The sequence below is a fragment of the Actinomadura alba genome (assembly GCF_014323705.1).
Classification (GTDB): domain Bacteria; phylum Actinomycetota; class Actinomycetes; order Streptosporangiales; family Streptosporangiaceae; genus Actinomadura_C; species Actinomadura_C alba.
Genome location: NZ_JABVEC010000004.1, coordinates 295,170 through 318,900, shown reverse-complemented (window position 1 = coordinate 318,900; position 23,731 = coordinate 295,170). Strand labels below are relative to the sequence as shown.

Genomic DNA, 23,731 nt, shown 5'->3' with positions numbered 1-23,731 from the left:
CCAGCCGTGCGGCCTCGGCCGCGCGCTCGGCCCGCCGCCGGGCCCGTTCCTTACTCATCGGCCCGCCTAGAGCGTCGACAGCCAGTTGCACAGCAGTTCGGCCCCCGCGTCGCCGGACTTCTCCGGATGGAACTGGGTGGCGCACAGGGGCCCGTTCTCGACCGCGGCGACGAACCGGTCGCCGTGATGGGCCCAGGTGACGGCGGGCGGGGTGAACCGGCCGGGTTCGAGCTCCCAGCGACGCACCCCGTAGGAGTGCACGAAGTAGAAGCGGGTCCCCGGGTCGATCCCGCGGAACAGGACCGATTCCGCGGGAGCGTCGACGGTGTTCCAGCCCATGTGCGGCAGCACCGGCGCGTCGAGGCGTTCGACGGTGCCCGGCCACTCGGCGCAGCCCTCGGTGCTGACGCCGTGCTCGACCCCCTTGGCGAACAGGATCTGCATGCCGACGCAGATGCCGAGGACCGGCCTGCCGCCCGCGAGCCTGCGGTCGATGATCTGGTCACCGCCCACGGCGCGCAGGCCGGACATGCAGGCGGCGAACGCGCCGACGCCCGGCACCACGAGCCCGTCGGCGTTCAGCGCCGCGTCGCGATCGGAGGTGACGGTGACGTCGACGCCGAGCCGTGCCACCGCGCGCTCGGCCGAGCGCAGGTTCCCCGATCCATAGTCGAGTACGACGACGTCCGTCACAGCCTCAGCACTCCCGCGGTCAGGGCCAGCGCTGCGGCGATGAACGCCACGACGGCCAGGAACTTGACGCCCTGCCTGACGAAGACCACCACACCGGTGACGAAGAAGACGGCCACCGCGAACAAGAACATCGACAGCGACCCGATGTGCTGACCCGCGATGTTCACAGCGTTCCCTTCGTCGAGGGGACTCCGTTCGCCCTGGGGTCGTGGGCCACGGCGTCGCGCAGCGCCCGGGCGAGGGCCTTGAACTGCGCCTCGACGATGTGATGGGCGTTGCGCCCGTACGGCACGTGCACGTGCAGGCAGATCCGCGCGTTCGACACCAGCGACTCAAGGATGTGCCGGGTCATCGTCGTGTCGTACTCCGGCCCGATCATCGGAGCCATGCCCTCGGGCTCGCTGTGCACGAGGTAGGGGCGGCCGGACAGGTCCACGGTCACCTGGGCGAGCGACTCGTCCAGGGGAACGGACGCGTCGGCGAACCGGCGGATGCCGGCCTTGTCGCCGAGTGCCTCCCGCAGCGCCTGGCCGAGCGCGATCGCGGTGTCCTCGATCGTGTGGTGGCTGTCGATGTGCAGGTCACCGGTGGTCTTCACGGTCAGGTCGAACGACCCGTGCTTGCCGAGCTGGGTCAGCATGTGATCGAAGAACCCGACACCGGTGGCGACGTCGACCTGGCCGGTACCGTCCAGGTCGATCTCGACGAGGACCTGGGTCTCCTTGGTGCCTCGTTCCACCCGGCCGATCCTGCTCATGCCGTCTCGTCCCGCTCGCATGCGGTCTCTCCCATGACTTCGGCCCCCATGACTTCAGCAAGGGCGGTGCGGAACACCGCCATCTCCTCTGGCAGCCCGACGGTGACGCGCAGCCACTCCGGCGGACCCACCTCTCGTACGAGCACGCCCTTGTCGAGCAGTCCACGCCATACCCGTCCTCGGTCGCCGAACCTGCCGAACAGGACGAAGTTGGCGTCGGAGTCGGCCACGGCGAATCCCTCACCGCGCAGCCAGCCGACCAGCGCGTCGCGCTCTTCGCGAATGGCCCCGACGGCGGCGAGCAGCTCCTCGCGGTGCGCGATGGCCGTTCGCGCGACGACCTGGGTGACGGTCGACAGGTGGTAGGGCAGCCGCACCAGCAGCAGCGCTTCGAGCACGGCCGGGTCGGCGGCGAGATAGCCCAGCCGGGTGCCGGCCATGGCGAACGCCTTGGACATGGTCCGGGTCACGATCAGCCGGGGATTGCCGGGCAGCAGCGACAGGGCAGAGGGAGTGCCCTGACGACGGAACTCGGCGTAGGCCTCGTCGACGACGACCATCCCCGGCGCCACCGCCAGGATCTCCTGGACCACCGCCAGCGGCAGCGCCGTACCGGTCGGGTTGTTCGGCGAGGTAAGGAAGATCACGTCCGGCCGGTGCCGGTGGATCGCGCCGATCGCGCCCTGCGGGTCGATGCCGAAGTCCGCGTCGCGGTCGGCGTTGATCCATTCGGTGCCCGACACCCTGGCGATGGTCGGGTGCATCGAGTACGACGGCTCGAAGCCGAGTGCGGTGCGGCCCGGCCCGCCGAACACCTGCAGGATCTGCTGGATGATCTCGTTGGAGCCGTTGGCCGCCCACACCTGGTCGGCCGTCACGCCGTGCCCGAGATAGTCGGCGAGATCCTTGCGCAGCTCGACCGCGTCGCGGTCGGGGTACCGGTTGAGGCTCCCCGCCGCCCGCTCGACGGCGTCGGCCAGCGCCCGCACCAGGCGGGGCGACGGCGGGTGCGGGTTCTCGTTGGTGTTGAGCCGCACCGGAACGTCGATCTGCGGCGCCCCGTAGGGGTCGCGCCCCCTCAGGTCGTCGCGGATCGGCAGGTCCGCGGCACCGGGCGTGCGCGCCCGCGGTGAGGTCATCGCGGAACCCCCCAGTCGAACCGGGCCTTCAGGGCGGCACCGTGCGCGGGCAGGTCCTCGGCCTCGGCCAGGATGACCACCCGGGGGGTGGCCTCGGCCAGCGCGGCCTCGTCGTACTCGACGACGTGGACACCACGCAGGAAGGTCTGCACCGACAGCCCCGACGAGTGGCAGGCGCAGCCGCCGGTGGGCAGCACATGGTTGGAGCCGGCCAGGTAGTCGCCGAGCGACACCGGCGCGTGCGGGCCGATGAAGATCGCCCCGGCGTTGCGGACGCGGGCCGCGACCTCGCGGGCGCCGGCGGTCTGGATCTCGAGGTGCTCGGCGGCATAGGCGTCGACCACGCGAAGGCCCGCCTCGAGGTCGTCGACGAGGACGACGCCCGACTGCCGCCCGCCGAGCGCGGCGGTGATCCGCTCGACATGCCTGGTCGCCGCCACCTGGGTCTCGAGCTCCTTGGTCACCGAGGAGGCCAGCTCTTCGGAGTCGGTGACGAGCACCGCGGCGGCGAGGGTGTCGTGCTCGGCCTGGCTGATCAGGTCGGCGGCGACGTGCACGGGGTCGGCCGTGGCGTCGGCCAGGATGGCGATCTCTGTCGGGCCGGCCTCGGAGTCGATGCCGATCACGCCGCGCAGCTGCCGCTTGGCGGCGGCGACCCAGACGTTCCCCGGCCCGGTGACGAGGTCGGCCGGGCGGCACTCGTCGGTGCCGTACGCGAACATGGCGATCGCCTGGGCGCCGCCGACCGCGTGCACCTCGTCCACGCCCAGCAGGGCGCAGGCCGCCAGGATGACGGGATGCGGCCACCCGCCGAACTCCTTCTGGGGGGGAGAGGTGACGGCGAGCGAGCCGACCCCCGCCTCCTGGGCCGGCACGACGTTCATGACGACGCTGGACGGGTAGACCGCCTGCCCGCCCGGAACGTACAGTCCCACCCGGCCCACCGGCACCCAGCGTTCGGTCACGGTGCCGCCGGGCACCACCTGGGTGGTGACGTCGGTGCGCCGCTGGTCGCGATGGACGAGACGGGCCCGCCGGACGCACTCCTCCAGCGCGTCGCGCACGGCCGGGTCGAGGGCGGCCAGGGACTGGTGGATCACCGGCACCGGCACGCGGAGCGACTCCGGCTCGACCCCGTCGAAGGCCTTGGTGTACTCCCGGACGGCCGCCGAGCCGCGATGGCGTACGTCCGCGCAGATCGGCCGCACCTTCTCCAGGGCGGCTTCGACGTCGAGCTCGGCTCGGGGCAGCACGGAGCGCAGGTCCCCTGGCAGGGATCCGCGCAGGTCGATACGGGAGATCACCCACCCAGTCTACGAAGAACCCCCGCCCGCCCGTGCGACGTCTCACCTGCCGAGACCACGCCGGCGGGAGGACCTCACATCCGCAGGGCTCCGTCGAGGACGGTCAGCGCCGGCCCCGCGAGGGTGACCCGGTCACCGCGGACGGTGACGTGCACATGCCCGCCTCGCGCGGAGGCCTGGTAGCCCAGCAGCGAGTCGCGGCCGAGCCGCTCCGCCCAGTACGGCCCGAGGGCACAGTGCGCCGAACCGGTCACCGGATCCTCCCGGACCCCGACGGCCGGGCCGAAGAACCGCGAGACGAAGTCGTACCCGCGCCCGGGCGTGGCGGCGGCCGAGGTCACGATGATCCCCCGTCCGCCGAGCCCGGCCAGCGCGTCGAGGTCGGGCTCGAGCCCACGCACCGTCTCTTCGTCGGAGACGTGCACGAGCAGGTCGTGCTGCGCGTTCCGGCCGGTCCACCGGGCCGGGGCGCCGAGCATCCGGTCGAGCCCCTCGGGCGGCTCCGCGGGCTCGGCGGGGCAGGCGGGGAAGTCCATCTCGATCCAGCCGCGGTCGTCCCGCCGCGCGGTGAGCACACCGCTGCGCAGCGTCTGGAACCGGATGGTCCGGCCGTGGGGCACGGCTCCGGTCTCGTACAACGCGTGGGCGGCGGCGAGGGTGGCGTGGCCGCACAGGGCCACCTCGACCGCGGGCGTGAACCAGCGCAGCTCGTAGTCGGCGTCGGGGCTGTCGATCGGGCGTGGGAACGCCGTCTCGGAGTGCTTCATCTCCGCGGCGACGCCCTGCATCCAGGCGGGATCCGCGGCGGAGCCGAGCAGGCAGACGCCCGCCGGGTTGCCGGCGAAGGGGCGGTCGGTGAAGGCGTCGACGACAAGGGTCCTCATGCCGGAACTGTAGACGGCCGCGTGCGGCGCGCTCCCCGGTGCCGGCGGGCGCTCGGCCGCGCGGACCCGCCTCAGGTCCCGGTCCGTACCCTGCGCAGCGGCGGAAGGTCGTCCCCCGGGGCGGCCGCGTCGGTCCAGGTGCCGCTGTACCAGCGTCTGGGCCGGCCGACTACCCAGCCGAGGACGAACCCGGTGGACAGGCTGGCCAGGCTCAGAATGGTCACGTTCAGCCACATGTGGCTGCCTCCGGCTGTCATTGCCCAGGGTCCCCGTGCACCCGAGACAAGAACCGGTGAGGGACCTCACCGGGCCGCACTCCTGCCAGGCTCGTGATCGCGCTCCGGCGGCTGCGGGTCCGACCGAACCTAGCGAAGTGCGTGGCCCGGCGTAGGACGACAACCGGAAATTGACCCGGGTTCGTCAGCTCGTATGCTCCGTTCGAGGCAGATGACCATCACCCGCGATGCGACGAAACCCGGATGATCAGGGCCGGGTCCTTTACGTTGTAGATCACGTACAGTGGTGAGATCGGCCCACACCGCCGGCGATCCGTCCACGTACCCTGGCGAGGTGAGCGTGACCGAACAGTTGCCCCTCTTCCCCCTGGGCACCGTGCTGTTCCCCGGTCTCATGCTGCCGTTGCACCTGTTCGAGGAGCGCTACCGCCTGCTCCTGCGCGATCTGCTCGATCGGCCCGAGCCGCGCCGGTTCGGGATCGTCGCGATCGAGTTCGGCCACGAGGTCGGGGCCGGCGCCGCCCGGCGGCTGGCCGGGGTCGGCTGCGTCGCGGAGCTGCACGGCGTCACCGCCCTCGAGGACGGGCGCTTCGACATCGTCACCGTGGGCGGCCGCAGGTTCCGGAGGGGCGCCGTCGACGACACGCTGCCCTATCTGCGCGCCGAGGCCGAGCTGCTGCCCGACGAGGCCGGCCCGAACCCCGAGCCCCATGCCGGGCTCGTGAAGCGGCTGTTCACGCTGTACCGGCGCCGGCTCGCGGCGACCGGGGCCGAGATCCCCGAGCCCATCGATCTGCCCGCCGATCCGGTGAAGCTGTCCTATCTCGTCGCCGCCGCGGTCGTGCTCGACCTCGGCGACAAGCAGCGACTGCTCGAGGCCGAGAACGCCACCACCCGGCTCCGGCTGGAGGCGAAGCTGCTGCTGCGGGAGAACCGGCTGATCGGCGCGGTACCCGCGGTACCCGCCTCCCAGTTCATCGACGGCGGCGTGCACCTCAACTGACCGCGGGCGGGAAGATGGCCCACATGGGCAGAACCAGGACACCCCGGGGCAGCGGGACCCCCGCCACCGTCGCCGCCGCCGAGGCCGGAATCGAGTTCACGCTGCACCCCTACGAAGCCGACGCCGGCGCGCGGTCCTACGGCGAGGCGGCGGCGAACGCGCTCGGCGTGCCGCACGACCGGCTCTTCAAGACACTGCTGGCCGACGTCGACGGCCGGCTGGTCGTGGGCGTGGTGCCGGTCGCGGCGACCCTCGACCTCAAGGCCCTGGCCGCCGCGGTCGGCGGGAAGAAGGCCCAGATGGCCGAGCCGGCGGCGGCCGAACGCGCCACCGGTTACGTCGTTGGCGGCATCAGCCCGCTGGGACAGCGCAAACCCCTGCCGTCGATCGTCGACGCGTCAGCGTCCGGTTTCGCCACCGTCTACGTCTCGGCGGGAAGGCGCGGGCTGCAGATCGAGCTCGCCCCCGCCGACCTCATCCGGCTGACCGGCGCGGGCACCGCCGACATCGCCCGGCGCTAGCCGCGGCACCCGGCGTGCGGCGTCGAGCGCCTCCAGCATGCCGTACGCGCCGACCGCCAGCACCGGCCAGAACACCAGGACGCCGCGGGCGCGCAGGTCCGCCACTCCGGTCACCGCGGTACCCGTGGGCGCGGTGCGGGTCAGGCGCTGGAAAGTCTCGAGACCGACCAGATGCCCCACCCGCCAGGCCAGCACCGTGGCCGCCAGGCCGCCCACCGCGAGGCCGAGAAGGAGCGCGATGTCCCTGCCGCGGCCGCCCATCGCGTAGGCGACGAATCCGCACAGCAACCCGGCCAGTGCGGTGATCATCGCGAAGCGCCCGTCGGTGCCGATCAGAGCCTGCGTCTCCGGGTCGGCCAGGACGGCGGTGCCGTCGACCACGAGGTAGCGCACACCGGGCGAGATACCCGCCCACAGCAGCCCGGCGGGCGGGCCGAGGAGGACGAGCACCGCCGTCGTGACCGCCCAGATCCGTAGTGATCTCGCCCGGCCACCGCCGAGTGCCGAACTCCGCCACCACCGGACCACTCGCACTCTCCCACCAGACTTCCCAAGCCATGGTCTCCTATGTGTACGGCAGCGTAACGCCCCCGACCTGATGATCGATCCAGCAGATCGACCACGCCGCACCCTCGCATCTACTTGGGATAATGTGCCCGACATGTCAGGTTCCACCCCCGTGATCGCGTCCGAGCCCGCACCGTTCAGCCAGGCCTTCGCCCGGCTCGGCGCGGCCCTGACCGCGATCGTGCTCCAGCAGCAGGAGACCCTGTCCGAACTGCTTCCCCGTGAGGACTGGAATGCCGACCTCACCGCTCGCACGTACTCCAGCGGTGGAATGACCGTTCGCGTGTCACTGCTCGGCAGCTATGCCGAGCAGGAGCAGACCTGGCTCTGGGGCTGGGCGAACACCCAGTTCGGCCCCGAACATCCGGCCGTCGAGCCCACGCTGCCGGTGCGCGCCGCCGGTGAGCGGCTCGGCATTCCGGAGCTGACCACCCCCGAGGTCGACCTGTCCGGGTACGACGGCCCGGCCGGGCACGGCGGCGAGCTCATCGCGGTGGCCGCCGCCGGGCTGCTCGGCGGGGGCGGTTACATCGGCGCCGGCTACCCCGGCGGCTCGGCCTACCTGCACGTCGACGACCCGAGGGTGCCGCGTGCGGAATGGGACCCGATCCCTGTGCCGCGGCTCGTCATCAACGCGACCTCGCTGTTCCCGACAGACCACCGGCTGACCCTCGCCCGGTTCCTCAGCCACCACAAGGTCGCCTACCACCAGACGCCGGCGACCATCAAGGCCCTGCTGCCCGGAGGCGGCACCGGCCTGGCCACCTTCGACGGCGGCGGCCGGTTCACCGGCTGGGAGGCCGGGCTGACGCCGGCGAACGTCAGCTGAGACAGGCGGGGCCGAGCAGCTGCTTCAGGTCCCCCATCAGCGAGGGCGACGGGCTGACCCGGAGCCGGTCGTCCAGCCGGACCACGGTCGTCCTGGGCCCGTTCTGCAGGTGCAGGTGCACCTCGCTCTTGCCGGGGTGGGTGACGAGCACCTCCTTGAGCCGCTCGACCACCGGAGGGGTGCAGCGCCCGATCGGCATCGTGACCGAGAAGGGACCGCCCGCGTCACTGACCGTGAGATCGGGCTGGATCACCTCCATCGCGATGATCTTGGGCACGTCCTCGCGCTTGTCGAGCCGGCCTTTGATCACCAGGACGGCGTCCTCGGCGAGCAGCGTGGAGCACAGCTGGTAGGACGACGGGAAGATCATCACCTCGATGGCGCCGCCGAGGTCCTCCAGCGTCGCCATCGCCCAGGAGTTCCCCTGCTTGGTGACCTTGCGCTGCAGCCCCGACAGCAGCCCACCGATGGTGACGATCTGGCCGTCGGTACGGCCCCCGTCGGCGGTCAGCGAGGCGATCGTGCAGTCCGTGCCGGCGGCCAGGATGTGCTCGACGCCCAGCAGTGGGTGGTCGGACACGTACAGCCCGAGCATCTCCCGCTCGAAGGCCAGCAGGGTGGTCTTGTCCCACTCGCCCGGGGGGATGTCCACGTCGAAGGTCGAGTCCGGGCCGCCCTCGTCGCCCATGGAGCCGAACAGCGAGTCCTGGCCGATGGCCTCGTTGCGCTTGATGTCGATGACAGTGTCGATCGCCTGCTCGTGCACCATGACCAGGCCCTTGCGCTCGTGCTTGAGATCGTCGAACGCACCGGCCTTGATCAGAGACTCGACGACCCGCTTGTTGCACACCACCGGTGGCACCTTGCGCAGGAAGTCGTTGAAGTCGATGTACCGGCCCTTGTCCCCGCGCGCCTTGACGATGCCGTCGACGACGTTGCCGCCCACGTTGCGGATCGCCGAGAGCCCGAACCGGATCTCGGTGTCGCCGCGGGGCGTGAAGTCGGCGTCGGACTCGTTGACGTCCGGCGGCAGAACGGTGATCCCCATGCGGCGGCATTCGTTGAGGTAGAGCGCGCTCTTGTCCTTGTCGTCCTTGACCGAGGTGAGCAACGCGGCCATGTACTCGGCGGGATAGTTCGCCTTGAGGTAGCCGGTCCAGTAGGACACGAGCCCATAGCCGGCCGTGTGGGCCTTGTTGAAGGCGTAGTCGGAGAACGGGAGCAGGATGTCCCAGAGCGCCTTGACCGCGGCGTCGGAGAAGCCGCGCTCCTTCATCCCGGCCTCGAAGCTGACGTACTGCTTGTCCAGCTCGGACTTCTTCTTCTTGCCCATCGCGCGGCGGAGCAGGTCGGCGGAGCCGAGCGAGTAGCCCGCGACCTTCTGCGCGATGGCCATGACCTGCTCCTGGTACACGATCAGGCCGTGGGTCGTGTCGAGGATGTCCCTGAGTGGCTCCTCGAGCTCGGGGTGGATCGGGGTGATCTCCTGCTGGCCGTTCTTGCGCAGCGCGTAGTTGGTGTGCGAGTTGGCGCCCATCGGACCCGGCCGGTAGAGCGCGAGCACCGCGGAGATGTCCTCGAAGTTGTCCGGCCGCATCAGCCGCAGCAGGCCGCGCATGGGCCCGCCGTCCAGCTGGAACACGCCGAGAGTGTCGCCCCGGGCCAGCAGCTCGTACGTGTGCTTGTCGTCGAGCGGGAGCGCGAGCAGGTCGAGGTCGAGGTCCTTGTTGAGCTTGATCGCCTTCAGGCAGTCGTCGAGAATCGTGAGGTTGCGCAGGCCCAGGAAGTCCATCTTCAGCAGGCCGAGCGTCTCGCAGGTCGGGTAGTCGAACTGCGTGATGATCACGCCGTCGCTGTCGCGGCGCATGATCGGGATGTGGTCGGTGAGCGTCTCGGCGCTCATGATGACGCCGGCGGCGTGCACGCCGGTCTGCCGGATCAGCCCCTCCAGGCCCTGGGCGAGATCCAGGACCTGCTTGACGTCGGTCTCCTCGTCGTAGAGCTTGCGCAGCTCGCCGGCCTCGCTGTGCCGCGGGTGCTTGTCGTCGAAGATGCCCGAGAGCGGGATCTCCTTGCCCATCACGGCGGGCGGGAACGCCTTGGAGATCCGGTCGCCGAGCGCGTAGGGGAAGCCGAGGACCCGGCCGGCGTCCTTCACGGCGGCCTTGGCCTTGATGGTGCCGAACGTGGCGATCATGGCGACCTTGTCGGCGCCGTACTTCTCCGTCACGTACCGGATGACGTCACCGCGCCGGCGCTCGTCGAAGTCGATGTCGACGTCGGGCATGGAGACGCGCTCGGGGTTGAGGAACCGCTCGAAGATCAGTCCGTGTGGCAGCGGGTCGAGGTCGGTGATGCCCAGCGCGTAGGCGGCGAGGGACCCCGCCGCGGACCCTCGGCCGGGCCCCACCCTGATGCCGTTGTTCTTGGCCCACATGATGAAGTCGGCGACCACGAGGAAGTACGACGGGAAGCCCATCTGCAGGACGACGCCGATCTCGAAGTCGACCTGGCGCTGGTGCTCCTCGTCGATCCCGCCGGGGAAGCGCCGCTCCATGCCGCGCTGGACCTCCTTGCGGAACCAGCTCTCCTCGGTCTCACCCTCGGGGATGTCGAACTTCGGCATGAGGTTGTGGGACCCGAACATGCCGGTCGCGTCGACCCGCTCGGCGACCATGAGGGTGTTGCGGCAGCCCTCGGCCCAGATGTCGGAGGTGTCGATGGCGCGCATCTCGTCGGCGGTCTTGAGGTAGTAGCCGCTGCCGTCGAACCGGAACCGATCCGGGTCGGCCAGTTGCTTGCCGACCTGCACGCAGAGCAGCGCGTCGTGCGCCGCGGCCTCGCTCTCGTGAGTGTAGTGCGAGTCGTTGGTGACGACCGGAGGGATGTTCAGCCGCCTGCTGATCTCGACGAGACCGTCGCGGACGCGGCGCTCGATGTCGAGCCCGTGATCCATGATCTCGAGGAAGTAGTTCTCCTTGCCGAAGATCTCCTGGTAGCGCGCCGCCGCCTCGAGCGCCTTGTCGAAGTGGCCCAGCCGCAGGCGCGTCTGCACCTCACCCGACGGGCAGCCGGTCGTGGCCATCAGACCGTCGGCATGGTCGGCGATCAGCTCGGTGTCCATCCGGGCGTACTTGAAGACGAAACCCTCGGTGTAAGCGCGCGAGGTCAGCCGGAAGAGGTTGTGCAGCCCGGTCTTGTTGCGCGCCCAGATCGTCTTGTGCGTGTAGAGACCGCCGCCGGACAGGTCGTCGCGCTTCTGGCTGGGCTCGCCCCACTGGACGCGCTTCTTGTGGAACCGCGACTCCGGCGCGACGTAGGCCTCGATACCGATGATGGGCGTGACACCGACGTCGGTGGCCTTGCGGTGGAAGTCGTAGGCGCCGTGCATGTTGCCGTGGTCGGTCATGGCGATCGCCGGCATCTTCTGCCGGTCCACCTCGGCGAACATCTGCTTGAGGCGCGCGGCCCCGTCGAGCATGGAGTACTCGGTGTGTACGTGGAGATGTACGAACGAGTCGGCCATGCGCGCAGCGCCTCCTGTTGTCACATGCGACCGCCCACGTGCGCGGGCACGCGTCAGTGATCGGACCGGGGGAAGATCGCCGTCTGGGAGGTCTGCGCCCCCGCGGACGACGCGGTCCTGAGAGCCTAACGCGACCACCGGGTCGCCTGGGATCCGACACTCCGGATGCCCCGTTTGTCCGGTACCGCGTATTCGGCCGGTGCGGAAATCCGAAGATTGCCGGACAAGACCCGGACCGGGCCGGCCGTCACCGGGCGCGCGCTCCGCGCTCCTCCTCGGCCACCTCGAGCCCCGCCTCGATCACCACGTTCATGATGCGGGCCAGCCGGTCGGGGCCGAGCCTGGGCGCCCGATGGGCCATCGCCTCGACGACCTGCCGCTCACGCTCGGGATCGCGCCCGGCGAATCCGCCCACCGGCTTCAGCCGCTGTACCGCCCCGGACAGCGCGGCGCGGCGCTCGAGCAGCACCGCGAGCTCAGCGTCGACGTGGTCGATCGCGGCTCGCACCTCCGAAAGGCGCACGTCCCTCGGGGCGATGTAATGATCGGACACCCGGTCTTCCCTCCCTCTGGCGGCCCTCTCACGGACACGGCCCCGGGGGGCGGGCCGGCCGCGTCCTGAAGAGCACTGAACAACGGTGCTGGACACAGGAAGGGCAGAGCACCCGGCGGGCCTCTGCCCTGCCGGCTTCGGGGTCGTCGCTCAGGCCGAGCGGGCCGGCTCACCCGAAGCCGGCGGGCTGAAGGCGCAGTGGCGACGATCCATACTGGATCGTAACCTGGCAGGTCACAGCGCCGCCACACCTCGGACCGCCCGTCTCACCAGCCGAGACGCGACCGCTAAAGTGACGCGGAGGCCCCAACGCGAGCTCATCCTCGAGGCCCCCGAGAGCAATGGGAGACACCGTGACGGAACCTGCGCACAAGCTCATCGTGATCGGGTTCGACGACCCGCTGAAGGCCAACGAGTTCCTGCTGGCGGCCGTGCGCCTGCAACGGCATGAGCAGATCCGGCTGCACGACGCGGTGTTCATCGAGCGCGACGCCTCCGGGCGGGCGAGTGTGCGTGAGACCCAGGACATGACCCCGGGCCGTGGCGCGCTCGGCGGCGCCATCTGGGGGCTGCTCATCGGGACGCTCATGGGCGGTCCGATCGGCGGACTGATCGGCGGTGCGGCCTCGGCCGGCGGGGGCGCGCTGCTCGGGAAGCTGATCGACACCGGGATCAAGGACGAGAAGGTACGGGCCCTGCGCGACGCCGTCCCGCCCGGCACCACGGCGCTGGCGCTGCTCGTCAGCCACCTGTCCCTGGGCGACCTGCAGCGCGAACTGGCCCGTTTCCCCGGTGCCACGCTGGTCGAGTCGGACCTGTCCCAGGCCGCCGTGACCGCCGTGCGCATCGCCCTCGGCGAGCAGGAGGACCCGGGCGCCGGCCGCGCTCCCTGACGTCCGGGCCGCGGCGGCCGGTGACCTGACGTTTCCTACCCGGACGCTTCCTACAATGTCACCCGTGAGTGCTGAAGTGGCACATTACTGGAACCATCCCGGCCTGCCGGGCATCGGCCTGCTGCGCGCCCGGTTCGTCACGCACAGATTCGGGCGGCACGCCCACGAGGGCTACACGGTGGGCCTGATCGAGTCCGGCGTGGAGGAGTTCCACCGCGAGGGCACGCTGATGCGCGCGGGCGCGGGCGCCGTGGTGATCGTCAATCCCGAGACCGTGCACACCGGTCACGCGGGCGTGCCGGAAGGCTGGTCCTACCGGGCCTCGTACCCCACCGTGACCGCGCTGACCGAGATCGCCGCCGAGCTGGGAGCACGGCCGGGGACCCCGTACTTCCGGGACGCGGTGATCGACGACCCGCAGAGCGCCCGGCTGCTGCGAGCGGCCTACCGCGCCGCCGAGCACGGCGACGCGCTCGCGGCCGCGTCGCGGTTCCGCTCCGCGCTCGCCGGACTGCTGCACAGGCACGCCGGCGTGTCCCCCGCACGGCGGCCGGCCGACTCCGCCCCGGCCGCCGTACGGGCCGCACGCGACATCCTGCACGAGCGGCTCGTCGACCCGCCCTCGCTGGAGGAACTCGCGCTGGCGGTCGGCGCCCGCCCGTTCTCCCTGCTGAGGGCCTTCCAGACCACGACCGGCCTCCCTCCGCACGCGTACCTCAACCACCTCCGCGTGCGGCGCGCGCGAACCCTCCTCGACGAGGGCCTGCGCCCGGCCGAGGTCGCCGCCCGTGTCGGCTTCGCCGACCAGGCACATCTGACGCGGCACTTCAAGCGCGCCGTGGGCGTCCCGCCCGGCGCCTACCGGCGCGGCCGGACCCGAGCGAGCCGGTAGACACGGTCGCCGGCGATCTCGCCCGCAATAACGTTCAAGACCGGAGCCGCCGCCCGGCCCTAACGTCGCGGCATGGCAACGATCCAGGCGTGGGACACTCCCCCCGATCAGGCGCGCGCCGCGGCGATCAGAGCCGGCCTCGGCGTGGGCATCGCCGTGGGCGTGTCAGGGCTGGTCTTCGGCGCCGCGGCCGCGGCCGCCGGGCTCACCGTCGCCCAGGCCTGCGCTCTGAGCCTGCTCGCGTTCACCGGTGCCTCCCAGTTCGCCCTCGTCGGGGTGGTCTCGGGGGGCGGCGGCCTGATCGCCGGCACAGTGGGGGCGGTGCTCCTGGGCAGCCGTAACGCGCTTTACGGCCTGCGGCTGGCGAGCGTGCTGCGGGTCCGCGGGGCAAAGCGGCTGGTCACGGCGCACGTCGTCATCGACGAGACGGCGGCCGTGGCCACCTCGCAGCCCGACCGGGCGTCCGCCCGGACGGGGTTCGCGGTCACCGCCGTCGCGTTGTACGTCACGTGGAACCTTACGACCCTGCTCGGCGCCGCCGGCGCGTCCAGGCTGGGCGATCCGGAGCGCTACGGCCTCGACGCGGTCGGCCCGGCGGTCTTCGTGGCCCTGCTGTGGCCGCTGCTCCGCCGGGGCCGGGCCGAGCGGCTCGTGGCCATGGCCGCGGTGGCCGTCGCCCTCACGACCACGCCCCTGCTGCCGCCCGGCGTACCGGTGATGCTCGCCGCCGTCGTCGCCGTGACCGCCGTGCTCCCCCGCCCCCGGCCGGCCGGCGGACCCACGTCATGACGGCGATCTGGCCGGCCGTGATCGCCACTGGACTCGGGTGCTACGCGCTCAAGCTCGCCGGGCTCGTGATCCCGGAACGGGTGATCGACCGCCCGAGGGTGCGGCGCTTCACCGAACTGGTCCCGGTGGCGCTGCTGACCGCACTGGTCGCCGTGCAGACCGCCGCCCACGGCGATGCCCTCGTGGCCGACGGGCCCCGGCTGGCCGGCGTGGCCGCCGCGGTGATCGCGCTGCTGCTGCGAGCGCCGTTCCTCGTCGTGCTGGTCGCCGCGGCCGGAGTGGCCGCGGGCCTGCGGCTGGCCGGTCTGGGCTGACCCGCCGGTGGTCTCAGGGTTGGTCCGCGCTCACGAGTTCGAGGGCGCGAGCGAGCTGGTCCGGGTACGGGCTCTCGAACTCCACCCGCACCCCCTGGGTCGGGTGCTCGAACCCGAGCCGTACGGCGTGCAGCCACTGCCGGGTGACGCCGAGCCTGGCCGCGAGGGTCGGGTCGGCGCCGTACGCGAGATCGCCGACGCACGGATGCCGGACGGCGGACATGTGCACCCGGATCTGGTGCGTACGACCCGTCTCGAGGTTGATGTCGAGCAGGCTCGCCGCCCGGAACGCCTCGATGGTGTCGTAGTGCGTCACGGACGGCTTCCCGCCGGCGACCACCGCGAACCGGCCGTCGCCCGACGGATGCCGGTCGATGGGGGCGTCGACCGTGCCGCGGAGCGGATCGGGATGGCCCTGCACGAGCGCGTGGTAGCCCTTGTCGACGGTGCGCTCCTTGAAGGCGCGCTTGAGCCGCGAGTAGGCCACCTCGCTCTTCGCGACCACCATCACCCCGGTGGTGTTGGCGTCGAGGCGGTGCACGATGCCCTGACGCTCGGCCGCCCCGCTGGTCGCGACGGTGTGCCCGGCGCCGAGCAGCCCGCCGATCACCGTGGGCCCGGTCCAGCCCGTCGTCGGGTGCGCCGCCACGCCGATCGGCTTGTCGATCACGACGATGTCCGAGTCCTCGTACAGGATCCCCATGCCGGGCACGGGCTCGGCCACGGGCCTCGGCGGCGCCGGTGGCGGCGGCAGGGTCACCTCCAGCCAGGCCCCGGCGTGCACGCGATCTGACTTGGCCACCGTCTTGCCGTCGACGAGGACGTCACCGGTGGCGACGACGTCCGCGGCCCGGCTGCGCGACAGCCCGAAGAGGCGGGCGAGCGCCGCGTCGACCCGTTCTCCTTCGAGCCCGTCCGGAATGGGAAGGCTTCGCACGTCTGCCATCGGGTCAGGACGTCCCCTCGCGCGGACCCTTCTCGGGGTCACCGCCCCCTGGGCCGGGAGCCGGCTCGGCCTCGCCGTTGCCGGTCTCGGCCTCCGCCCGCGAGACGGTGCCGGCAGGGGGCGCCTGAACCGTCTCATCGCCGGACCGCTCGCCGGACCCCGCGTCCGCCCCGCCCTCGTCCCCAGAGCCGGAGGCAGGCTCCGAGCCGGAGGAAGAGTCCGAGCCGGGGGAAGAGTCCGAGTCGGTCACCCGGGTGCCGTCCAGCTGAAGCCCCCGGGCGGCCAGCAGCACCGCCAGCACGCCACCGCAGACGATCGCCGAGTCGGCCAGATTGAACACCGGCCAGTTCGGCAGCTCGATCCAGTCGACGACGTGCCCCTTCAGCGGTGCCGGGGAGCGGAACAGCCGGTCAACGAGGTTGCCCGTGGCACCGCCGAGCAACAACCCCAGCGAGATCGCCCACGGCAGGCTGCGCAGCCGGCGCGCGGTCCGCAGGATCGCGATCACCACGCCGATGGCGATCAGGGTGAGCACCACGGTGAGCCCGGTGGCGATGGAGAACGCCGCCCCGCTGTTCCGCGTCACCCGGAGCGTCAGCAGGCCGCCGAGCAGCTCGATCGGATCACGGTCCGCCAGCCGCGCGACCGCGACGATCTTCGTACCGAGATCCAGAACGAGCGCCAGCACTGCGACGCCCAGCAGCACGCCGACGCGGCGCGGCGGCACGTGCTCGTCGTGGGTGAGCCCGCCCGAAGGCGTGGCGCCGGTCTCCTCGTGCTTCTTTGCGTCGGTCAGCGACGCTCCTCGCGTTGTTTGCATGTCACACATAGGGTCGCACGAGGGAAGGCCTGCAGGCGCGCCTTACCGATCGGCTTTCCACATGACTCGCAAATCCCATAGGTGCCGGCGTCGATCCGCACGATCGCCCGCTCGTTCTGCGCCAGCAGATCGCGTGCGTTGTAGGTGAGCGCCATCTCGTGCTCGCGCTCATAGGTCTTGGCCCCCGCGTCGGCCTGGTCGTCGCCGGCGCCCTCGCTACTGTCGCCCATCCGCTCGGCGATCTCGGACTCGGCCCGCGCGATCTCCAACTCGAACTTGACGATCTCTTCGTTCAGCCGACCGCGCACCGCCGCGAGCTCGTCGGCGGTCCACCGGTCCTCACCGGCCCGGACCGGCAGCTGTCCCGCCGTCTCCTCGGTGGCGGGCGTTCCCACCGAGTGCTTCCCCGTGCCACGCCGCTTCGACTCCCCTACGGGCACCCTCGCACGCCGGGTCGTCTTCTCGGACGGCGTTTTGTCCCTCCCCGCGCTGGCCATGTCGGGCCCCCTCGCGCTGATCTTGTCGACAGGCAGTGCGGGAAGCATAGGTCTCCTTTCGCGGGACGGCAAACAGCCGGTCGCTCGGTCAAGGGCCCGTCCGCGGAGCCCCGACCTGCGAAGACCGCAGATCGGAGGTTCCATGAACAAGCTCCAAGGTCTGTCACAAGCCGCATATGCCCAGTTACCCGATGTCAGGAACCCAAGAGCCGGTCGATCTCACGAGTGAGCTGTGCCACATCCCCGTCCACCTCGACGACCTTGTCGCGGCTGGTCGCGCCGCTGACGAGGCTGACGTCACGGCGCCGGACGCCCAGCGCCTCGGCGACGGCGCGCAGGGCGGCCTCGGTCGCCTTGCCCTCGACGGCGCGCGCCGCGACCCTGACCACGAGCGCGTCGCCGTACGCGCCGCCGACCCCGGTCCGCGCCGCGCCCGGGCGTACCCGGATCGCCACCCGCATCCCCATCCAGACCTCCAGTCCCATCGGCACCCCGGGGGGGCACAGGCCCCCGGCACCGCCCGCACCGGGCCGGGCGAAAACCTGTCCGGTCCGAGCGCCAAGTACACGTACAATCGGAGCGGTCGGCAAGGCGTTGATGAGGACACCTGCCGCCGTGCGCAGCGATGAGCGACCCGGGGACGGTGCGAGCCCGGGTGCCTGCCCGGCGGTCTGATCACCCCGGAGCCGCCGGAAGAACCGCCCGCTGGCCTGCCCACGCGGACTCAGTAGACCCGGCCGCCGAGCCTCCAACGAAGCGGGCCATGCGCGCATGGCCAAGGAGGGTGGTACCGCGGGGCCGCCGGCCTCGTCCCTCCGGGTCCATGATCGCACTCTCGTGGAGGTCCGCCCATCGTGAACGACGCCGTGCCGGGCAGGCGGGGCCCGGAAGCAGACCGCCGAACACTGCGCCCCCTGCCGGCCCAGATCGACCTGCCGGCGCTCGAGCGCGAGACGCTCCGCCGATGGCAGGAGGACAAGGTCTTCGAACGCTCACTGCGGCGCACCGAGTCGGGGCCGCGCTGGGTGTTCTACGAGGGTCCCCCGACCGCCAACGGGATGCCCGGCGTCCACCACGTCGAGGCCCGCGTCTTCAAGGACCTCTTCCCGCGCTTCCGCACCATGAAGGGGTACAACGTCACCCGCAAGGCCGGCTGGGACTGCCACGGCCTGCCCGTCGAGGTGGCGGTGGAGAAGGAGCTGGGCCTGTCCGGCAAGAAGGACATCGAGGCCTACGGCGTCGCCGAGTTCAACGCCCGGTGCCGCGAGTCGGTCCTGCGGCACGTCGGCGCCTTCGAGGAGATGACCGAGCGGATGGGCTACTGGGTCGACATGACCCAGGCCTACCGCACCATGGACCCCGAGTACGTCGAGTCCGTCTGGTGGTCGCTCAAGGTCATCTTCGACAAGGGGCTGCTCGTCCGCGACCACCGCATCAGCCCGTACTGCCCGCGGTGCGGCACGCCGCTGTCCGACCACGAGCTCGGCCAGCCCGGTGGTTACGAGACCCTGGCCGACCCGTCGGTGACCGTGCGGTTCCCGATCACCTCCGGCCCGCTGGCCGGGCGGGCCGCGCTGCTGGTCTGGACGACCACCCCGTGGACGCTGGTCTCCAACACCGCCGTCGCCGTGCACCCCGGCGTGACCTACGTCGTGGCACGGGACGGCGACTCCGGCGAGCAGGTCGTCGTCGCCGAGCCGCTGGCCGAGAGCGTCCTCGGCGAGGGCTGGGAGGTCGTCGAGCGGCTCCCGGGCACCGCCCTCGAGGGCGTGACCTACCAGCGCCCCTTCGACCTGGTGGGCTTCCCCGAGCCCGACGACCCCGAGCGCCCGGCCCACCGGGTCCTGCTCGCCGACTTCGTGACCACCGAGGACGGCACCGGCCTGGTGCACATGGCCGCGGCGTTCGGCGCCGACGACTTCGCCGCCTGCCGGGCGGCCGGCCTGCCCGTGGTCAACCCGATCCGGGCGGACGGCCGGTTCGAGGACTCGGTGCCGCTCGTCGGCGGGGCGTTCTTCAAGGACGCCGACCAGACGCTGGTCAAGGACCTCGAGGAGCGCGGGATGCTGTTCCGCTCGGAGACCTACGAGCACAGCTATCCGCACTGCTGGCGGTGCCACACCCCGTTGCTCTACTACGCCCTGCCCGCCTGGTACATCCGCACCACACAGGTCAAGTCGCGGCTGCTCGAGGAGAACGAGCGCACCGGCTGGTACCCCGACTCCATCAAGTGGGGCCGGTACGGCGAGTGGCTGCGGAACAACATCGACTGGTCACTGTCGCGCAGCCGCTACTGGGGCACGCCGCTGCCGCTGTGGGTGTGCGACGAGGACCACGTGACCTGCGTCGGCTCGCTCGGCGAGCTGTCCTCGCACGCCGGCCGGGATCTCACCGCGCTCGACCCGCACCGCCCGTACGTCGACGACATCACCTTCGACTGCCCGGAGTGCGGCGGGACCGCGCGGCGGGTGCCCGACGTCATCGACGCCTGGTACGACTCCGGTTCGATGCCGTTCGCGCAGTGGGGCGCCCCGTACCGCAATGCGGAGGTCTTCGAAAAGTCCTATCCCGCGCAGTTCATCTCCGAGGCCATCGACCAGACCCGGGGATGGTTCTACTCGCTGATGGCCGTCGGCACCCTGGTGTTCGACCGGTCGTCGTACGAGAACGTCGTCTGCCTCGGCCACATCCTCGCCGAGGACGGCCGCAAGATGAGCAAGCACCTCGGCAACGTCCTCGAGCCGATCCCGCTGATGGACAAGCACGGCGCGGACGCGCTGCGGTGGTACATGGCGGCGAGCGGGTCGCCGTGGTCGGCCCGCCGCGTCGGCGACGGCCCGCTGTCGGAGATCGTCCGGAAGGTGCTCCTGACGTACTGGAACACCGCGTCCTTCTTCGTGCTGTACGCCAACGCGTGCGGCGAGGAGACCTCCGCCGGCGGGGCCCGGCCCTGGACACCGGACCGCGTGCCCGAGGCGCCCGCGCCCGCCGACCGGCCGCTGCTGGACCGGTGGGTGCTCGCCGAGCTGCACCGGACCGTACGTGAGGTGGACACCGCCCTGGAGGGCTTCGACACCGCCCGCGCCGGCCGCAGGCTCGCCGAGTTCATCGACGACCTGTCCAACTGGTACGTCCGGAGGTCGCGGCGGCGGTTCTGGGAGGGTCCCGAGACCCCTGAGGGCGCGTCGGCGTTCACCACGCTGTACGAGTGCCTGGAGACGCTCACCCGGCTCCTGGCCCCGATCGTGCCCTTCCTCACCGACCATGTCTGGGACGCCATCCGGCCCGCAGGTGCGGCCGAGTCGGTGCACCTCAGTTCATGGCCGACGGTGTCCGAGGAACTGCTCGACGAGACGCTGAGCGAGCGGATGTCGCTCGTCCGGCGACTCGTGGAGCTGGGCCGCGCGGCCCGGGCTGCATCCGCCGTACGGACCCGCCAGCCCCTCGGCCGGGCCCTCGTGGGCGCGTCGGGCTGGGCGTCGCTCCCGGCAGAGCTGCGCGCCCAGATCTCCGAGGAGCTGAACGTCACCGGCCTCGAGGACCTGTCCACGGCACTCGCGGGCGGCGACGACCTCGTCGACTACGAGGTGAAGCCGAACTTCCGCGAGCTCGGCAAGCGCTACGGCAAGGACACGCCGAAGGTCGCCAAGGCGGTGACCGGCGCGGACCCGGCCGGGCTGGTCCATGCCCTGCGCGGCGACGGCACGGTCACGATCGGCGTGGCCGACGTCGGCGACGTCGAGCTCGGATCGGCCGATGTGATCGTCACCGAGCGGCCGCGGACCGGCTGGGCGGTGGAGAGCGCGGCCGGTGAGACGATCGCGCTGGACCTGACGGTCACGCCGGACCTGCGCCGGGCCGGCCTCGCACGCGAGGTGATCAGGTTGGTGCAGGAGACCCGCAAGGCCACCGGGCTGGAGGTGACCGACCGCATCGAGCTGTGGTGGGAGACCCACGACACCGAACTCGAGTCGGCGCTGCGCGAGCACGGCGGCGAGGTCGCGGCGGAGGTGCTGGCCGTGGCGACGCACCAGCGGAGGCCCGGCGAGGATCTCGCGGCGCACCGGGACGACGACCTCGATCTCACCCTCTGGCTTCGCAGATCCGAGGCCGGCTGACGGCACCGCACCGCCGGGTCGCGCGGCCGTGCACGCCCTCTGGGCGGCCGGCCGCGAGACCCGGCGGAGAGGGCTTGGTCGAGACACATCTTGTGCGGAATGATGCGGACGTGGACCTTCCAGACCAGTCACCGCACACCGGGCCGCCCGAGCCGTCGCTCATGCGGGCCTCGGACGCGGATCGGGACCGGGTCGCAGATCAGCTGCGTGAGGCCCTGGCCGAGGGCCGGCTCACGCCCGAAGAGCACGCGGAGCGCGTCGAGCGCGTCTACGCCGCGAAGACCTACGCCGAACTCGCTCCGATCGTTCAGGACCTCCCGGTAGAGGAGGGCTCCTCCACCGCTCCACCGGGGCCTGGCGTGCGGCTCCACAAGGACACGAGCCTTCCCGCCCCCAGCCGTCAATCCGCGAACATCGTCGCGATCTTCGGTGGGGCGGAGCGGAAGGGCCGCTGGCTGGTGGAGCCCCAGACCGGCGTGCTGGTCGCGTTCGGCGGCGCGGAACTCGACTTCCGGCGGGCCGTGCTTTCTCAGCGCGAGGTCACGGTCAACATCGTCTGCCTCTTCGGCGGGGTGGAGGTCAAGGTCCCCGAGGGCGTGCGGATCGTCGGCTCCGGGGTGGCCATCTTCGGCGGGAACACCGTGCCGTCCGACGACCCGCTCGACCCGGACGCCCCCGTCATCCGGTTCACCGGGCTCACCCTGTTCGGCGGGGTCGACGTCAAGCGGGTGAAGGACACCTCGGATCTGGACCGGCAGGAGTTGCGCCGTCGCGAACGTGAACTTCGCCAGGCGCGACGGGAGATCCGGCGGCAGAGCCGCGGACGCCGCCGCGATCACGACACGAGCTGATCCCGGGCCGGGGCACGCGCCGGAGAGCGGGTCCGCTCACTGCCGCGTGCCGCCCTGGCCGGCGACCTCGATCAGTCGCGCGCGTGTTCCTTGTCGGGCTCGCACACCAGGCAGGGTGTGCATCCCCGGGCCGTGGCCTCGGAGCGCGACAGCGCCTCGATGTCGTCGGCGTCGTCTCCGATGTCGACGATCAGCGCGCAGTCGGCACGGTGGTAGCGCTTGGTGCCGCTCAGGATCCGCACCTGCGGCCCCTCGGCCGCGGTGCCGGACTCGCTCGCCCGGCCGGAACCGGCCGTTTCATACTCGGCGGACTCCGTCGTGCCGGCGGGCCCCTGAGCGGTCTCGCGGTCGTCGTCCGCCCGCCCACCGTGCTCGGACGCCCCGTGGTCCAGGGTCCCCCGGCTCTTGGTCCCATGGGAACCCGTGCCCTCGTCCCGTGTGTCGCTGGCCCGTGTGTCGCTGGCCCGTGTGTCTCCGGACCGCGTGTCACTGGCGCGGGTGTCGTCGTCCCCGGTGTCGTCCGGTCGCGTGTCGTCGGTCCGGCCATCGCCGGACCGGGTGCCGCGACCGCGCTTCTCATCGGCCGGCTCGACGGTCTCGAACTCCGCGGTGCCGGCCTGCGTCGCCCGCTCCTCGGCAGGGAGACCGGCACGCAGTGGCGACGGGGCGCTCCCCGCGGGCGGCAGCCAGATCGAATCCGGTTCGCTCGGAGTCGTGCGCGAGCCCATGCCGCTGGTGGACCGCTCACCGGCCCTCTCGGCCGCGTCGTCGCGCTTGCGGCCGGGTAGCCCGTCCGCGGTGGTCTCGTTGTCGCCGGGGCCCGATTCCCCATGGCGCGGTCCGGACGAGAGCGGGCCGCGTCGCCGCCCGCCACCGGCCGCCGGGGGGGTCGTGCGCTGCTCGGCTCCGGGCTTGCCGGGCGACGGTGCGCCGGCACCCACGGATGCGTTCGACGCGGTCGGCCCGGCCTTGTCGGCTCGCTTCTTCGCCGAGCCGGGAGCCTCGCTCCGGCCGGCCGCGGAGCCGGCCCTTTCCCGCTTCCCGGTGGCGCCCGGCCCCTTGTCCCCGGACACCGCGGCGCGCGCCGCCAATGCGGTGTCGGGCATGCAGGCCGTACAGGGGCTGAACCCCTCCTCCTGCGCCTCGGCGTAGGTCAGCTCTTCCTTCTGCCGCCCCATGAGCTGGCGGCAGTTGTCGAGGTGGTACCGCTTCCGGCCCCGTACGACGTAGACCAGCGCATCGCCGGGCACGTCGACCGGCTGCGCCGGAATCTTGAGCGTGTCTTCCGTGGCGGCGTCGCCGCCCGCCGGTTCAAGGCCTCCCGTGACCTTGCCGGCCTGCTTACGCCCCTTCTTGTCGCCCTTCGGCCTCTTCCCCGAGGTCGGCCCGACCGCGGCGAACAGCTCCTTGCGACGCAGGAAGACCCCGATGGCGAGACAGAGGGCCGAGACAATGCTGATCGCGATCGAAACGTAGATCAGCGCCAGCCCGTCCTGGCCCACGACCTCCGTACCCGAGTTGCCGAACACAACGCCCGCGATGAGCAGGGCGATCGCCAGCACAACGAGTAGGCCACTCAGGATGATCACAGGGTCTCTC

At 71.6% G+C, this 23,731-nt stretch carries 23 protein-coding genes; 9 read left to right on the top strand and 14 right to left on the bottom strand.

Annotation, left to right across the window (positions count from 1 at the left end; all coding sequences use genetic code 11):
* Positions 1–66 precede the first annotated feature (66 nt).
* The 7 genes from hisH to HKK74_RS08720 all read right to left on the bottom strand — a co-directional run bounded on the left by hisH (position 67) and on the right by HKK74_RS08720 (position 5,001).
* Entirely contained in the window at positions 67–693 is a 627-nt protein-coding gene (gene hisH / locus HKK74_RS08750) for an imidazole glycerol phosphate synthase subunit HisH (RefSeq protein ID WP_187242564.1), read from the bottom strand.
* Positions 690–860 (bottom strand): CG2302 family histidine operon protein, encoded by a 171-nt coding sequence (locus HKK74_RS08745; RefSeq protein WP_187242563.1) that lies wholly within the window; start codon positions 858–860, stop codon positions 690–692. Before HKK74_RS08745 ends, hisH begins: the two co-directional genes overlap by 4 nt.
* A complete protein-coding gene (gene hisB, locus HKK74_RS08740; RefSeq protein ID WP_187242562.1) occupies positions 857–1,450 on the bottom strand; it encodes an imidazoleglycerol-phosphate dehydratase HisB in 594 nt (197 codons plus the stop codon). Before hisB ends, HKK74_RS08745 begins: the two co-directional genes overlap by 4 nt.
* On the bottom strand, positions 1,447–2,589 hold the full coding sequence (locus HKK74_RS08735; protein WP_187242561.1) for a histidinol-phosphate transaminase: 1,143 nt from the start codon (positions 2,587–2,589) through the stop codon (positions 1,447–1,449). Before HKK74_RS08735 ends, hisB begins: the two co-directional genes overlap by 4 nt.
* Positions 2,586–3,893, bottom strand: a complete 1,308-nt coding sequence (gene hisD / locus HKK74_RS08730) for a histidinol dehydrogenase (protein ID WP_187242560.1) — start codon at positions 3,891–3,893, stop codon at positions 2,586–2,588. The genes HKK74_RS08735 and hisD overlap by 4 nt, the downstream gene beginning before the upstream one ends.
* A gap of 74 nt (positions 3,894–3,967) precedes the next feature.
* Positions 3,968–4,777, bottom strand: a complete 810-nt coding sequence (locus HKK74_RS08725; protein WP_187242559.1) for a PhzF family protein — start codon at positions 4,775–4,777, stop codon at positions 3,968–3,970.
* A 71-nt stretch (positions 4,778–4,848) separates the two neighbouring features.
* Positions 4,849–5,001: a hypothetical protein gene (locus HKK74_RS08720; protein ID WP_187242558.1), complete on the bottom strand. Its 153-nt coding sequence runs from the start codon at positions 4,999–5,001 to the stop codon at positions 4,849–4,851.
* A 346-nt stretch (positions 5,002–5,347) separates the two neighbouring features.
* On the opposite strand from HKK74_RS08720, the gene HKK74_RS08715 reads away from it, so the two are divergent.
* The 3 genes from HKK74_RS08715 (at position 5,348) to HKK74_RS08705 (ending at position 7,933) form a co-directional block, all read left to right on the top strand.
* Complete coding sequence (locus tag HKK74_RS08715; RefSeq protein WP_312881352.1) at positions 5,348–6,016, top strand: LON peptidase substrate-binding domain-containing protein; 669 nt, start codon at positions 5,348–5,350, stop codon at positions 6,014–6,016.
* Between the two features lie 23 nt (positions 6,017–6,039).
* Entirely contained in the window at positions 6,040–6,537 is a 498-nt protein-coding gene (gene ybaK, locus HKK74_RS08710; RefSeq protein ID WP_187242557.1) for a Cys-tRNA(Pro) deacylase, read from the top strand.
* Positions 6,538–7,198: 661 nt separating this feature from the next.
* Positions 7,199–7,933, top strand: a complete 735-nt coding sequence (locus tag HKK74_RS08705) for a DUF6882 domain-containing protein (protein ID WP_187242556.1) — start codon at positions 7,199–7,201, stop codon at positions 7,931–7,933.
* On the opposite strand, the gene dnaE is transcribed toward HKK74_RS08705, so the two are convergent.
* Positions 7,926–11,459 (bottom strand): DNA polymerase III subunit alpha, encoded by a 3,534-nt coding sequence (gene dnaE, locus HKK74_RS08700; RefSeq protein ID WP_187242555.1) that lies wholly within the window; start codon positions 11,457–11,459, stop codon positions 7,926–7,928. The two genes, HKK74_RS08705 and dnaE, sit on opposite strands and share 8 nt — an antisense overlap.
* Positions 11,460–11,706: 247 nt before the next feature.
* Positions 11,707–12,012 carry a chorismate mutase gene (locus HKK74_RS08695; RefSeq protein ID WP_187242554.1) on the bottom strand — a complete coding sequence of 102 codons (306 nt, stop codon included), beginning with the start codon at positions 12,010–12,012 and terminating at the stop codon, positions 11,707–11,709.
* Between the two features lie 353 nt (positions 12,013–12,365).
* On the opposite strand from HKK74_RS08695, the gene HKK74_RS39705 reads away from it, so the two are divergent.
* The 4 genes from HKK74_RS39705 (at position 12,366) to HKK74_RS08675 (ending at position 14,900) form a co-directional block, all read left to right on the top strand.
* Positions 12,366–12,905: a DUF1269 domain-containing protein gene (locus tag HKK74_RS39705; RefSeq protein WP_187242553.1), complete on the top strand. Its 540-nt coding sequence runs from the start codon at positions 12,366–12,368 to the stop codon at positions 12,903–12,905.
* A 55-nt stretch (positions 12,906–12,960) separates the two neighbouring features.
* Positions 12,961–13,797, top strand: a complete 837-nt coding sequence (locus HKK74_RS08685; RefSeq protein WP_187242552.1) for an AraC family transcriptional regulator — start codon at positions 12,961–12,963, stop codon at positions 13,795–13,797.
* A gap of 72 nt (positions 13,798–13,869) precedes the next feature.
* Positions 13,870–14,586, top strand: a complete 717-nt coding sequence (locus HKK74_RS08680; protein ID WP_187242551.1) for an AzlC family ABC transporter permease — start codon at positions 13,870–13,872, stop codon at positions 14,584–14,586.
* Entirely contained in the window at positions 14,583–14,900 is a 318-nt protein-coding gene (locus HKK74_RS08675) for a branched-chain amino acid transport AzlD family protein (protein WP_187242550.1), read from the top strand. The genes HKK74_RS08680 and HKK74_RS08675 overlap by 4 nt, the downstream gene beginning before the upstream one ends.
* 13 nt (positions 14,901–14,913) lie before the next feature.
* On the opposite strand, the gene HKK74_RS08670 is transcribed toward HKK74_RS08675, so the two are convergent.
* From HKK74_RS08670 to HKK74_RS08655, 4 genes are all read right to left on the bottom strand, one after another.
* On the bottom strand, positions 14,914–15,846 hold the full coding sequence (locus HKK74_RS08670; protein ID WP_187242549.1) for an RluA family pseudouridine synthase: 933 nt from the start codon (positions 15,844–15,846) through the stop codon (positions 14,914–14,916).
* Between the two features lie 4 nt (positions 15,847–15,850).
* Entirely contained in the window at positions 15,851–16,666 is an 816-nt protein-coding gene (gene lspA / locus HKK74_RS08665; protein ID WP_187242548.1) for a signal peptidase II, read from the bottom strand.
* Positions 16,639–17,061: a TraR/DksA family transcriptional regulator gene (locus HKK74_RS08660; protein WP_312881354.1), complete on the bottom strand. Its 423-nt coding sequence runs from the start codon at positions 17,059–17,061 to the stop codon at positions 16,639–16,641. The genes lspA and HKK74_RS08660 overlap by 28 nt, the downstream gene beginning before the upstream one ends.
* Positions 17,062–17,357: 296 nt before the next feature.
* Positions 17,358–17,648: a DUF167 domain-containing protein gene (locus HKK74_RS08655; RefSeq protein WP_246491334.1), complete on the bottom strand. Its 291-nt coding sequence runs from the start codon at positions 17,646–17,648 to the stop codon at positions 17,358–17,360.
* Positions 17,649–18,017: 369 nt separating this feature from the next.
* Here HKK74_RS08655 and ileS point away from each other — a divergent pair, with 369 nt between their 5' ends.
* Positions 18,018–21,281: an isoleucine--tRNA ligase gene (ileS, locus tag HKK74_RS08650; protein ID WP_312881351.1), complete on the top strand. Its 3,264-nt coding sequence runs from the start codon at positions 18,018–18,020 to the stop codon at positions 21,279–21,281.
* A 110-nt stretch (positions 21,282–21,391) separates the two neighbouring features.
* A complete protein-coding gene (locus tag HKK74_RS08645; RefSeq protein WP_312881350.1) occupies positions 21,392–22,132 on the top strand; it encodes a DUF1707 SHOCT-like domain-containing protein in 741 nt (246 codons plus the stop codon).
* Positions 22,133–22,203: 71 nt separating this feature from the next.
* Here the strand turns inward: HKK74_RS08645 and HKK74_RS08640 are convergent, their stop codons facing one another.
* Positions 22,204–23,721: a hypothetical protein gene (locus HKK74_RS08640; protein WP_187242547.1), complete on the bottom strand. Its 1,518-nt coding sequence runs from the start codon at positions 23,719–23,721 to the stop codon at positions 22,204–22,206.
* Positions 23,722–23,731: the final 10 nt, after the last annotated feature.